This window comes from Ihubacter massiliensis (assembly GCF_024125305.1).
GTDB lineage: Bacteria > Bacillota > Clostridia > Peptostreptococcales > Anaerovoracaceae > Hominibacterium > Hominibacterium faecale.
Genome location: NZ_JAMXVH010000001.1, coordinates 2,964,088 through 2,976,183, shown reverse-complemented (window position 1 = coordinate 2,976,183; position 12,096 = coordinate 2,964,088). Strand labels below are relative to the sequence as shown.

General features: G+C 47.8%; 13 protein-coding genes. All 13 read left to right on the top strand.

Annotated elements, in window-relative coordinates; genetic code table 11:
* The first annotated feature begins 294 nt into the window (after positions 1 to 294).
* Genes NIA71_RS13810 through NIA71_RS13750 form a run of 13 tightly spaced genes read left to right on the top strand, consistent with a single transcriptional unit; the run spans position 295 to position 11,877 of the window.
* On the top strand, positions 295 to 1,731 hold the full coding sequence (locus NIA71_RS13810; RefSeq protein WP_253020699.1) for an aldehyde dehydrogenase family protein: 1,437 nt from the start codon (positions 295 to 297) through the stop codon (positions 1,729 to 1,731).
* Between the two features lie 41 nt (positions 1,732 to 1,772).
* A complete protein-coding gene (locus NIA71_RS13805) occupies positions 1,773 to 2,984 on the top strand; it encodes an iron-containing alcohol dehydrogenase (RefSeq protein ID WP_253020698.1) in 1,212 nt (403 codons plus the stop codon).
* 23 nt (positions 2,985 to 3,007) lie between these two features.
* Positions 3,008 to 3,784, top strand: coding sequence for an SDR family NAD(P)-dependent oxidoreductase (locus NIA71_RS13800; protein ID WP_253020697.1), 777 nt, complete (start codon positions 3,008 to 3,010; stop codon positions 3,782 to 3,784).
* A 30-nt stretch (positions 3,785 to 3,814) separates the two neighbouring features.
* Positions 3,815 to 4,051 carry a hypothetical protein gene (locus tag NIA71_RS13795; protein ID WP_148398195.1) on the top strand — a complete coding sequence of 79 codons (237 nt, stop codon included), beginning with the start codon at positions 3,815 to 3,817 and terminating at the stop codon, positions 4,049 to 4,051.
* A 27-nt stretch (positions 4,052 to 4,078) separates the two neighbouring features.
* The gene (locus NIA71_RS13790) at positions 4,079 to 5,707 is read left to right on the top strand and encodes a sodium:solute symporter family protein (protein ID WP_253020696.1); all 1,629 of its coding nucleotides are present in this window, start codon (positions 4,079 to 4,081) and stop codon (positions 5,705 to 5,707) included.
* Between the two features lie 16 nt (positions 5,708 to 5,723).
* Positions 5,724 to 6,011, top strand: coding sequence for a hypothetical protein (locus NIA71_RS13785; protein WP_253020695.1), 288 nt, complete (start codon positions 5,724 to 5,726; stop codon positions 6,009 to 6,011).
* Positions 6,012 to 6,066: 55 nt separating this feature from the next.
* Complete coding sequence (locus NIA71_RS13780; protein ID WP_253020694.1) at positions 6,067 to 6,591, top strand: hypothetical protein; 525 nt, start codon at positions 6,067 to 6,069, stop codon at positions 6,589 to 6,591.
* 19 nt (positions 6,592 to 6,610) lie between these two features.
* The gene (locus NIA71_RS13775; protein ID WP_253020693.1) at positions 6,611 to 7,021 is read left to right on the top strand and encodes a hypothetical protein; all 411 of its coding nucleotides are present in this window, start codon (positions 6,611 to 6,613) and stop codon (positions 7,019 to 7,021) included.
* A gap of 13 nt (positions 7,022 to 7,034) precedes the next feature.
* Positions 7,035 to 8,270: a lactate racemase domain-containing protein gene (locus NIA71_RS13770; RefSeq protein ID WP_253020692.1), complete on the top strand. Its 1,236-nt coding sequence runs from the start codon at positions 7,035 to 7,037 to the stop codon at positions 8,268 to 8,270.
* Positions 8,271 to 8,273: 3 nt separating this feature from the next.
* Positions 8,274 to 9,263 (top strand): zinc-binding dehydrogenase, encoded by a 990-nt coding sequence (locus NIA71_RS13765; RefSeq protein ID WP_253020691.1) that lies wholly within the window; start codon positions 8,274 to 8,276, stop codon positions 9,261 to 9,263.
* Positions 9,264 to 9,270: 7 nt separating this feature from the next.
* Positions 9,271 to 9,930 (top strand): bifunctional 4-hydroxy-2-oxoglutarate aldolase/2-dehydro-3-deoxy-phosphogluconate aldolase, encoded by a 660-nt coding sequence (locus tag NIA71_RS13760; protein ID WP_253020690.1) that lies wholly within the window; start codon positions 9,271 to 9,273, stop codon positions 9,928 to 9,930.
* 4 nt (positions 9,931 to 9,934) lie between these two features.
* Positions 9,935 to 10,927 carry a 2-dehydro-3-deoxygalactonokinase gene (locus NIA71_RS13755; RefSeq protein WP_253020689.1) on the top strand — a complete coding sequence of 331 codons (993 nt, stop codon included), beginning with the start codon at positions 9,935 to 9,937 and terminating at the stop codon, positions 10,925 to 10,927.
* Entirely contained in the window at positions 10,924 to 11,877 is a 954-nt protein-coding gene (locus tag NIA71_RS13750) for a phosphoglycerate dehydrogenase (protein WP_253020688.1), read from the top strand. Before NIA71_RS13755 ends, NIA71_RS13750 begins: the two co-directional genes overlap by 4 nt.
* Positions 11,878 to 12,096: the final 219 nt, after the last annotated feature.

Below are 12,096 nucleotides of genomic sequence, written 5' to 3'. Positions count from 1 at the left end.
GAGACTTTATTAGAAACATTTACAAGGAAAAACCGGATGATTTCTTTAAATGTATTCTTCTCCCGCCGGAGCCGCAGAAATGACCGGAATCCGACAGACTTGTTCGAATTACGGACACTTTTCCCGGGAAAGAATGAGCGGCTGCTTTTCTGATCTAGGGTGTATAAATAAAAAAATTATTTTAAGAGCTTGAATTTTCAAGCTCTTTTTATTATAAAAATCAATTCTGAATATTTTGGCATAGCCCTTGCGTTTGTATATGGATACAAAACAAGAATAAGGAGGAATTGATTTATGCAAATGATTATCGGAGGGAACTATGTAGACGCTTCTGACAAAGCGGTCAAAGACGTGTTGGATCCGGGCACGATGAATGTCATCGAAACCATTCCAATGGCAACCGAGGAAGATGTAAAAAAGGCGGTAGCGGCGGCAAAAGAGGGACAAAAACTTTGGGAGAAAATTCCTCTGCACATGAGAATTGATACCCTGAGAAAGTTCCATGATTTGTTCATCGGCGAAAAAGATGCCTTTGTACAGCTGGCAGCGAAAGAAATGGGCAAAACTGTCGCCCATGCTGAGGCGGAAGTCCTCAATGCCGCCAGTCTCATCGAACATTTCTGCGATGCGGCGAGAACGTTAAAAGGCGAATCCTATCCGGCGGGAGACCACTACTCCAATGAGGCGGATATGATGATCACCGTAAGAGAGCCCCACGGGGTGGTAGCATGTATCCTGCCGTTCAACTTCCCCTTTGAGCTGTTCTGCCACAAGGTTGTACCGGCTCTTTTGATGGGAAATGCAGTTGTCATTAAACCGGCGACGGAGACACCGCTTTGCAACCTGAAGATGGCGGGCCTGCTGCTGGATGCGGGCGTTGAGCCAAAAGCCGTAAACTTTATTACAGGAAGCGGCGGCAAAGTGGGTACCTGGATTACTACCAGCAAAGATGTGGATGCGGTTACCTTTACCGGCAGTACGGCCGTAGGTACTCAAATCGCAAAGAATTGTGCCGAAAACCTGACCAGAGTATCTCTGGAACTGGGCGGCAACGACGCGCTGATCGTTTTAGAGGACGCGGATATGGACTATGCGGTAGCAGAAGTGGTGGGAGGAAGAGCCTACTGCTCGGGGCAGGTGTGCTGCGCAAGCAAACGAATTCTAGTACAGAACTCCATCAAAGCTCCGTTTACAGAAAAACTGATCAAAGCGCTGAAAAAGGAAAAGCCGGGAAATCAGTTCGACCCGGAAAGCACCTATGGACCCCAGGTCAGCGAACAGGCGGCCATCGAAGTAGAAGGATATATCAACGAAACCATCAAACAGGGCGGCAAACTGCTGCTTGGGGGCAAACGGTTTGACCGGACCTTTATCGAACCGACCGTCATTGAAGTAACGAAGAATCTGGATGTCGCGCTGGATATGGAAATTTTCGGACCAGTTTGGCCGATCATCGGCTTTGACACGGTGGAAGAAGCCTGCGAAATCTCCAACGCTTCCATGTACGGCCTGTCCGGCGGTGTCATCACCAACGACATCAATAAGGGTATGCATATAGCAAAGACCATGGAAGCCGGATGCTGTGTCGTAAACGGCGGCGGATGCTACCGGGCTCCGGGACAGCCTTTCGGCGGATACAAGATGAGCGGCATCGGCGCGGAAGGCGGTACCTATACCCTGGAAGAGATGAGTCAGGTAAAATCAATTGTACTCAGAAACGCTTATAAATAATGGCGTTCTCAAAATAAAGAGTAAAGAAACGGAGGAGAAGTATGTTTAGACAAGTTGCACAACTGCCGCTGGATTATGACCTGTTCAAAGGGCACGATTCCATTTTTAACTGGAGTCCGGCCGGTTCCATCATCTTTGGAAACGGAGCAGTTAAAAAGGTGGGAAGCGAAGTAAAGCGCCTAGGCGGTAAAAAAGTCGTCGTTTGCACGGACGAAGGACTGGTGAAGTTCGGAGTGGCCCAGAAGGTCATCGATTCCCTCAGTGATGCGGGAATCCAGTATTCCATCTTCGACAAATGTGAGGCCAACCCGTCTGTGGAAACAGTGGAAAAAGTCACGGCGCTTGCAAAAGAGGCGGATATGCTCATCGGTTTGGGCGGCGGAAGCTCCATCGACCCGGCCAAAGCCGCGGCGGTCATGGTTACCAATGGAGGAAATATCCGCGACTACGAGGGCTGCGATCTGTTCCCCAATGCGCCGCTGCCAGTAATAGCCATTCCGACAGCAGCAGGCACAGGAGCGGAAGTTACCTGCTTTGCTGTGGTAACGGACGTGGAAAAAGAATGGAAAATGGCCATTGGAGGCTCCTATAATATCGCATCTCTGGCCATCTGCGATCCGGAACTGACGGCCTCCCTGCCGCCGCTGTTTACAGCCGCAACCGGCATGGATGCTCTGACCCATGCGATCGAAGGCTTTATTTCCAGAGCCAGCGATCCCATTTCAGACGCTATTCTGGCAAAGGCTATCAAGCTGATCGCAGGCTCTTTGCAGAGAGCCACCTTTAAGGGTGAATTCGATAAGGATGCTCGCTACGACATGATGATGGGAAGCACCATGGCCGGAATGGGCTTTATCAACACCATTTTGGGAATTGCCCACTCCATGGCCCATCCTCTGGGAGCCATGTTCGGCGTACCTCACGGTGTGGGCAACGCCATCTGTCTGCCGGTAACGATGGAATTTAATCTTTATTCCAACCCGGATAAGATCGCCGAAATCGCAGGACTCTTTGGCAAGGATACATCGGGCATGGATACCATCCAGGCTGCCAAGCTGGCGGTTGATACGGTCTATGAGCTTTTAGACTCCCTTCCAATTCCGCCCCTTTCCGATTGGAACGTTACCCCGGATGATATCGAAAAATTATCCGAGGAAGCTATGAAGGGCGGAGACCGGTCCACCAATCCAAGGGAGACTACAGTAGAAGATTTTGAAAAGTTGTACCAAAAGGCGCTTACGCTGAAAAAGTAGCTGCTATATGAGAGGAGAAGGAGATGGCTTATAAGAAAATAAGCTTTGATCTGACGGGAAAAGTGGCTGTTGTTCTCGGAGGAACCCGTGGAATCGGCAGGGGAATTGCACTGACCCTTGCCGACCATGGTGCGGCCGTAGTACCTGCCAGCAGAAACAAAGACAATGCAAAAAAAGTAGTGGAAGAAATCGAAGGTATGGGAAGAGAAAGCCTGCATACATCTGTGGATTCCACAAAGGAAAAGGACCTGATCCGTCTGAGAGACGAAGTGATCCAAAAGTTCGGAAGAATCGATATCCTGGTCAACTCCCAGGGGGTGGAACAGAGAGGCTATATCAAAGATTATAAATTTGAAGACTGGCGAAAAGTCATGTCGGTCAACGCTGACTCTGTATTTCTGGCGACAAAGATTTTCGGAAACGAAATGATCAAAAACAAAAAAGGCAAGATCATCAATGTAGCGTCCATGGCGTCCTTCCTGGGCTTGGTGGCTGCGCCGGCTTACACGGCCAGCAAGGGAGCGGTCATTCAGTTTACCAAGGCAGCGGCGCTGGAATACGCGCCGTACAACATTCAGGTGAACGGAATCGCGCCGGGCTGGTTCAAGACAGAACTGACCCAGCCGGTACAGGATGATAAAGAACTCTTTGAAACCATTAAAAACAAAATCCCTATGGGCGATTGGGGAGACGTGGAAGAGCTGGGCGCCTGCGCGGTCTATTTGGCATCGGATGCAGGGAACTATGTGACAGGAGTCACCATTCCAGTGGACGGCGGTTTCTTATATAACGGAGCGTAAAAATAGGTAAAAAAGTTAAGGAGGAGAAATATGACACCTATATATGAGCAAATAGGACCTTGGCTTGTGGAATATGCCATGCATATTCCACTCGCAATTATTGGATTTATTATTTTATGGAAAGCCGGTGACTTTTCGGCAAAAAAGCCGGGCGGTAAAGTTGTTTTGGCGATTGTTATTTGGATCTGTCTGGTATTCCCAATCGGTGAAGCTATCTGGCATTTTGTGTTCCCGCAGATGTTCCCGCTTCATGAGACAATACTTTAGGCTAATCTAGGAAGGAGTGATGAAAAAGTGGAAACAAAAGTATTTACCTTGCATCAGATCGATTGGGTTATTATCGCGCTTTATATTATAGTCGTTATCGGAATTGGTTTGTTCTTTGGCAGAAGAGTAAAAAACCAGGGAGAATTCTTTGTAGCAAGCAAAAAATTACCGTGGTGGATCTGCTCTCTGGCATTTATGACCGTATTAATCAGCGCTCAGGACATCGTATCTTATTCCCAGACCGGATACGACGCCGGATTCGCCGCATTCCAGATGTATTTGGATGACTGTGGATGGGCGGTATTATTTCTGGCCGTCGGAGTCCCTATTTATTTCTTATCCGGTATTTATTCCGTACCGGAATACATGGAACGGCGATTCGATAAAAAGACAAGGGTCGTCAGCTCCATTGCAATGCTCATTTTCATGCTGGCGCTAATGTCCTTTAATGCTTATGCAGTAGGCGTTATGCTCAACACGATGTTCGGGCTGGATGTGTTCATCGGAATGATGGCTATTTCAATTATTACAGCTATTTATACTACGGCAGGGGGCATCATGGCGGTTATGATTACCGACACCCTGCAGGCGGTGCTGATTTTCGTAGGAGGAGGATTCATCGTATTCAGCGGAGTCAAGATGGCCGGCGGCTTTACGGAGATGATGACCAACCTGCCAACAGGCCATCGAAGCCTGTTTACGCCGCTGCTGGATCCCAATTATCCTCAGCTGGGCATGTTTTTCGGCGGCGCTTTTGCCATTACGGCTGCCTGGTACTTCGCCCACCAGGGCAATATTCAAAAGATCCTCGCTGCCAGAACCCTCAATCAGGCCAGACTGGTTACAGGTGTATTTATGGGAATCCTGATGCCCATCGGCGTGCTCTTTACAGGAATGCCTGGAATTATTTTAAGATCCCTTGCTGAACAGGGCGTTGTTGCGGCTCCTGCCGACACCAGCGCATCTTTCCTGGTACTGGTGGGACTCATCGCCCAGCCCGGCGTATTGGGTGTTATTGTGGCCTTCCTGCTGTCGGCGATGATGTCGACGGGAAGCACCTATATTAACTCAGGAGTAACAATCTTTGTAAACGATATTTATATGCAGATTTGGGATAAAAAGTCGGATAAACATTATCTGCTGGTATCCAGAATTTCGTCGGTGATCGTTGCGGTCGTAGTGCCCTTTGTCTTTGCAAAATACTTTATGCAGTTCGATTCCCTGATGACCGCGCTCTACAGCGTGACATCTGCGGTAATGCCGGGCATGGTAATAGCGGCTATTTTAGGTATTGTGACCAAGAAGATCCATTCCAACACAGCTACACTGGTGATTTTAGCCAGTATCGTAGGCGTTATGCTGGCCATCTTTATCCCGGATGTATTCCTCAAACCTTTCTGCTTTGGTACATACGGTACCCCAGGATGCAGCTGGTACAATTCGCTGGCGGGAACCGTCTGGGCTTTGGCAGCGCTGGTAATCGGCCAGCTGATCTGGCACAAACAGGAAAAGTCGGACGAGGAATACTACGGCATGGTTTACTTCGCCCAGCCGTCCTCCAAATTGGAAGAAATTTATTGGGCTTCCATAGCTAAGGGCGGAAAAGGCTATATTGACCTTTCAACGGAAGAAATTAAAGAAATCGTTGAGAAATAAAGGAAAGGAGTAAACGATGGCAATTAAGAAAATTTCTTTAAAAATAAAAAAACATGAGGAGCCGGACGCGATCGTGGGTGCCTGGCTGACACAAAAGGATTTGAAGGAGATCGAGGCATCCGTCGGAGAATTTATATATGCCTCCATCGGCTGGAGCGGTTCCAAATCGTGCAGAGCGAAAATCTTGGGAATCCTCCCGGAATCAGAGGCCGGAACCGTCGGTCTGACGGAGGACCGCATTTATGAAGGTAATTTTAAAGAGGGAGAAACCTGCCGCGTATGGAAACATACCATTTGGTTTTAATCTAATAAGCAGCAAGGCGTGCCAAAAGGCGCGTCTTGCGTAAAAGAGGTGCGCTATGAGACAAATTCTGGCAACAGAGCTGGTAAAAGATAAGGCCAATGCAGAAAAAGAATTGTCCCAGATCATTAAAGGCATGATTGTGACCAGGTTTTTGAAAAGAACGTATGACATTGAACAACGGCTGCTTCTTTATGTGCCGTTCGCAGTGATGGAGTTTCATATTGCCAATGTGGGAAAGACAAAAAAAGCCAAGCGCATGCAGGATGTGTATATCAGTATGGAGTTGGGCACAGGCAGAATGAAGTCTTTTACGGATTTAGCTGACTTCGGGCCCAGGGAAATTCTGCTGGAGGACGAGTATGTCGCTTATCAAGAACCCAATATTGAAAACATTACGGAGACAGCCAGGAAAGAGCTTTTGTTCAAAATTCTTCCTAAAAACTTGAAATCCTGGAGGGAATACGATATCGAACTGAAAGACTGCCGGATTATCTACCGGCCTCTGTGGCTCATGCGATATCGGGTGTTCGGAAAGAAAATGAGGGTTTATAAGACCTATGGGGATCATTTTAATTTGTAGAATCCAATGAGGTAAACGTATGAATAAACTGCAAACTATTATACTAACCATTGTTTTGGCCGTGTCGCTTTTGCTGATCGTGTGCATGAAGAAGGCAGGACTCTATTTGGGACTTGCGGCAATACTGCCTTACTTGTTTGTTTTTCTCAGTGTATGGCTGTTGCTTTCGGTCAATATGCTGAGAAAAGCAATGAACCATTTAGCCGATTCGCCCACCGATAAACGGGCGGAAATTTTTGCAGCAATGCTGCGCAAGACCTTTGCTGTGGAAGTGTTTATAAAACGAGAAGAGCTGACTGCGGCTTATGAAAGGGCGATCCAGCTGCCTCAGGTTAGCTATGAGACAAAAAAGGACCTATATGATGCTTTTGACCGCAAGCAGATTTTTGTGCCCTATCCCTCCTACACTGGGAAAAAAAGAAAGAACTAAGAGACGAGGTGAAATGATGTCCATATTACCAAAAAGTGCATATGAGATCAAACTTCCTAAAATGCATCCCGTCACCCAGCTGTTTCCAAATCAGAAGCTGGAGGATCTTACGGCTTGGGTAAACAGGGAGTTTCAAAAAGATGAGATACGAGCAGCAATCCGGCCGGGGCAGTGCATTGCCCTCCTGGTAGGAAGCCGGGGAATATCCAATTTAGCCGAAATTGTTAAGACAACCATCGATAACCTGATTCTGCTGGGGGCGGAGCCTTTCATCATACCGGCTATGGGCAGCCACGGAGGAGGGATCGCCGAAGAACAGAAAAAAATTCTCGAAGGATATGGGATCGATGAAAGAACGATGAACGTTCCTGTCATCGCTTCAATGGAGACGGAAATAATCGGCAGGACTCCGGGGGGAGTTCCCGTACATATAGATCGCAGAGCTTTCGAGGCCGACGGTATTGTGCCTGTGGGAAGAGTGAAGGTCCATACGGATTTTGACGGACCCATTGAGAGCGGACTTTGCAAAATGCTGGCCATAGGCGGCGGCAAACATAATGGATGTTCCAGACTGCACCAAGAAGGATTCGATCAATTTCCTGAGCTAATCCCCCAAACAGCAGCAGTCATGCTGGAAAAATTAAAGATTCCTTTCGGCGTAGCCATTATTGAAAATGGCCACGAAGAAACCTATCTAGTTGAAGCAGTGCCGGGAGATGACATACTCAAGCGTGAGCCTCAGCTGCTATCGATCAGTAAAAGTTTGATGCCCAGGCTGCAATTTGATGAAATTGATGTGCTAGTGGTTGAACAAATCGGCAAAGATATCACCGGCGCCGGGATGGATCCCAATATTACAGGCCGCAGATCGGTGGGTAAAATCGAAAATTTTGACGGCCCCCGGATTAAACGAATTTTGGTTCTAGGGTTATCGGAGGGGACCCATAACAATGCCACTGGCTGCGGTGTCGCCGACTTTATAACCAAAGACGCTCAGGGGATGGTAGAACTTTCCTCAACCTATACCAACTGTATTGCTTCGGGAAATCCAGAAGCAGGGCGAATGCCCATTATTGTAAAAGATGAAGAAGAAGGGCTGCGGGCAGCGATTCAGACCTGCAGCGGCATTGATGTCAATCATGCCAGGGTAGTAAAGATTCAGGATACCCTGCATTTGGTAAAGATACAGGTATCGGAAAATATGCTGCCTCTATGTGCAGATCAGGATAAATTTAAAATAGGATGGTGAGCCATGAAAGCAATCGTACTTACAAAGACCGGGGATTTAAAAAATCTCCTATATACAGAGAAACGGGAAATTCCCCAGCCGACAGCTCAAGAAATCAGAGTTCGTGTTATGGCCGCCGGGCTTAACCCGGTCGATTATAAACTAGCGGAGGGGTGGGGCGATGTTCAATGGAAGCAGCCTCCCGTTCTAGGGCTTGACGTTGCGGGTATTGTAGATGCAGTGGGGAGCCAGGCGGCAGGATTTAAGGAGGGAGATCGAGTTTTTTACCATGGAAGTCTGGCCGAATGCAACGGCGGTTTTGCCGAGTATGCCTGTACTACGGCTCATACGGCAAGCAAACTGCCAGAGGAAGTTGATTTCACATCGGCAGCTGCATTGCCCTGCTCTGGATACACGGCATATCAGGCGGTTGTGGAAAAGCTTAAATTGGATCAAAGCAAAACCATATTAATACACGGAGGCGCCGGGGGTGTGGGAGGCTATGGAATTCAACTGGCAAAACATCTGGGGGCTAAAGTCTTTACCACTTGTTCCCCGAAGAATGACCAATACGTGAAAGGACTGGGCGCTGATGAAATTATTCATTATCAAACAGAAGATATACGAAAACGAATTGAAGAACTGACCCATGGACGGGGCGTGGACTATGTTGTAAATACAGTTGATAGCCAAACGGCTACAAAAGACATTGATTTGCTGGCATTCAGCGGTGAATTAGTTGCCGTGGTAGAGCACCCGGATTTTACCAGACTGCGCTTTTATGAAAAGGGGCTGTCTATTCATGAGGTGGCCTTGGGAGGAGCGCATCTTAACGGCGATGATCGAGCTCAACGAAAACTGGCGGAAATTGGAGATCGCTATGCCCAGATGCTGCTGGAGTCCCAAATTAAATTGCCAGCTGTCCAAACAATCGGAATGCAGGATATTCCCGAGGGACTAAGGCAGTTGAAGGATCGCCATGTGGCTGGCAAGATTGTTGCGGTAATGAGGTGAACAAACTATGAAAGAACAAATATTACAGGAGATCAAAAACAGCAGGATTATCGCGATTGTTAGAGGAATTTCCTCCCATCAAATTACGGATCTGGCACAAGCGCTGTATCAGGGTGGGATTACCTGCATAGAGGTAACGTTCGATCAAGCGGCAGCTGATCTGAAAGATAATCTGGCCGCCATAGAACGAATCCGAACCCAATTTGATGAAAAACTCTTTGTTGGAGCGGGAACTGTCATGTCAGGAAACCAGGTGGAGCTGGCAGTAAAAGCCGGGGCGGAATATATCATTTCTCCCAATGTGGATGCGGACGTAATCCGAAGAACGAAAAAAATGGATAAACTTTCAATTCCAGGGGCCATGACGCCTACAGAAGTAGCCGCAGCCTCTTTCTGGGGAGCTGATTTGGTTAAGGTTTTTCCGGCGGGAATCTTAGGTCCGGATTATATAACGGCCCTGAGAGGACCGCTCAAGCAGATTCCGCTGCTTGCTGTGGGCGGGATCAGCACGGAAAACTGTGCCTCCTTTATTCGTGCCGGCGCATTAGGGGTGGGCTGCGGCGGAAAACTGGCCAGTCCCGCCCTTGTGGAGGAAAAACAATTTAATGTTATTACCAGGATTGCCGGGAAATATACAGCGGCACTTACAGATTGCCAGACGGGTTAAGCTTATGGAAAGTAGAAAAAAATTTTTCACCGTGTATTTTGACTCAGGGACATCCAATACGAGAATCTATCTTTTAGATTCTCGCTGCCAGCTCCTTTACTGGCGAAAAAAATCCATTGGATCAAAAGATTCGGCCATATCCGGCAGCAGCCTGGCTTTGCGAAGGGCGATGAAAGATCTATATGATGAACTGCTGGATTCCTGCAGGCTTACTGATGGGGACGTAGACCAGATTTATGCATCGGGGATGGTTACCTCTCCCTACGGGTTGAAAGAGGTTCCCCATTGCCAAGTGCCGATTGATGTAAAAACCTTTTCCCGGGACCTTTACCCTTACTGGGAAGAGCAGTATTTTAACCGGGAAATCATTCTCGTACCCGGATTGAGGACCGAAAGCTTTGACTTCACGTTTGTCAATAACATGCGAGGTGAAGAAATCCAGATCATCGGCGCTCTGGAAGAACTAAAAGGACTTTCAGGCGGTTCGGCGATCATCTTGCCCGGATCCCACACCCATGTAGCTTATGTAAAGCAAAACATGATAAAAGGAATCCTTTCTAATTTTACGGGAGAGCTCTTCCATGCCCTTAAAGAAGAGACTATTTTATCGCCGATTCTTGCGGAAGAAACCCGGTTGGTTGAAGAAATGGTTAAAAAAGGGTATACCTGTTTGAAGAACTTTGGCTTTAATCGCGCGATCTATATCGCTCATGCCATGCGCATATTCAATCAGGGTACTCCGGAAGAGCGGTTTTCCTTTGCCGAAGGCGTCATAAACGGAGGAATACGCCAATCGATCGAATACTATTGCGCCAATGTTTGGCCGGACTGTAAAAACATAATTTTAATTGGAAACGCGTTTATGCATCAGCTTTACGACTGCCTCTTCGCGGAAAGCAGCCTTGTTTCCAAAATACATTGGCTTTGTGAACAGGACCAAAGGCCGTTCTCTGTTAAGGGCCTTGAAAAAATTATTGAATCGAGGAGAAGCGCATGAAAAAGAAACTTTTGATTACCTCCAGATCCTTCGGGCAGGTCAGCGAAGAGCCCTTGCAGATTTTGAAGAAATCCGGCTATGAGGTGAATTTTTACAATCAAAATTTTTGTTTGCAGGAATTTAAAAACCGAGTCTGCGACTGCCAGGTTCTTGTAATCGGCGGACATGATTTCCCCGCTTCAGTGCTGAATATGTGTACAAACTTGGAACTGATCCTAAAGCATGGGACCGGACTGGATAACATACCCATAGAAGATGCGAAAGCAGCCGGAATAAAAGTGTGCAATGTGCCGGGGACCAATGCTGATGCTGTAGCGGATTTGACAATGGGTCTGATCCTGGACTTGTCGAGAAAGATTTCTTATGCGGATCGTATGGTTCGCAGGGGGGCGTGGAAAACCGTTACCGGATGTGATGTGTTTTCCAAAACTCTGGGTCTCTTAGGCTTCGGCGCTATTGCCAGAAAGGTGGCCGACCGGGCGAGGGGATTTTCCATGAAGATTCTGGCCTATGACCCCTACCTGGAACAACTTCCCGACAAGTATAATGGATTTGTAACCCTGACTGATCGGGAACAGGTTCTGACAGAAAGCCAGATTCTTTCCGCTCATCTTCCTTTAACGAAAGAGACGTATCACCTCCTTTCAGCAGAAGCCATGGGCAAGATGCAAAAGGGAGCCTTTATCATCAATACCTCCAGAGGCGGTATCGTGGATGAACAGGCTCTGGCAGCGGCCCTATCCACGAAAAAATTGGCGGGAGCAGCGCTGGATGTGCTGGAAGAAGAACCTCTGAGAACGGATAACCCGCTCGCCGGGCTGGATCATGTGCTGATAACGCCCCATATAGGAATGTATTCACAAGAAGCAATCGGCGCGGTAAGTGTCATATGCGCACAGAATGCGGCGGCGCATATCAAGGGAGAACCTTTACAATTCCGTGTCGTCTAAACTTAGAACATAGATAGGGCAGCAGTTTGCCTCAACCACATGTATATTGACCTTTTGTCCGGCGTCGGCCGCTGCCCCCGCGCCGCTATAACAAGCATTCTATGGACTCGCAAGAGTTCTGGAATAAATTCTTTCCATGATTTACACTAGAAAAAACACTTGCCGATCGGGTTCGACAGGTGTTTTTTCCTGCATGGTTTGTTATCGATTTAATCGGAA

What these genes read in the sequence shown, in the direction of transcription:
- NIA71_RS13810 (WP_253020699.1), top strand. Translation starts at nt 295, where the DNA reads ATGCAAATGATTATCGGAGGGAACTATGTAGACGCTTCTGACAAAGCG.
- NIA71_RS13755 (WP_253020689.1), top strand. Translation starts at nt 9,935, where the DNA reads ATGGAAAGTAGAAAAAAATTTTTCACCGTGTATTTTGACTCAGGGACA.
- NIA71_RS13760 (WP_253020690.1), top strand. Translation starts at nt 9,271, where the DNA reads ATGAAAGAACAAATATTACAGGAGATCAAAAACAGCAGGATTATCGCG.
- NIA71_RS13750 (WP_253020688.1), top strand. Translation starts at nt 10,924, where the DNA reads ATGAAAAAGAAACTTTTGATTACCTCCAGATCCTTCGGGCAGGTCAGC.
- NIA71_RS13765 (WP_253020691.1), top strand. Translation starts at nt 8,274, where the DNA reads ATGAAAGCAATCGTACTTACAAAGACCGGGGATTTAAAAAATCTCCTA.
- NIA71_RS13795 (WP_148398195.1), top strand. Translation starts at nt 3,815, where the DNA reads ATGACACCTATATATGAGCAAATAGGACCTTGGCTTGTGGAATATGCC.
- NIA71_RS13770 (WP_253020692.1), top strand. Translation starts at nt 7,035, where the DNA reads ATGATGTCCATATTACCAAAAAGTGCATATGAGATCAAACTTCCTAAA.
- NIA71_RS13785 (WP_253020695.1), top strand. Translation starts at nt 5,724, where the DNA reads ATGGCAATTAAGAAAATTTCTTTAAAAATAAAAAAACATGAGGAGCCG.
- NIA71_RS13775 (WP_253020693.1), top strand. Translation starts at nt 6,611, where the DNA reads ATGAATAAACTGCAAACTATTATACTAACCATTGTTTTGGCCGTGTCG.
- NIA71_RS13805 (WP_253020698.1), top strand. Translation starts at nt 1,773, where the DNA reads ATGTTTAGACAAGTTGCACAACTGCCGCTGGATTATGACCTGTTCAAA.
- NIA71_RS13800 (WP_253020697.1), top strand. Translation starts at nt 3,008, where the DNA reads ATGGCTTATAAGAAAATAAGCTTTGATCTGACGGGAAAAGTGGCTGTT.
- NIA71_RS13780 (WP_253020694.1), top strand. Translation starts at nt 6,067, where the DNA reads ATGAGACAAATTCTGGCAACAGAGCTGGTAAAAGATAAGGCCAATGCA.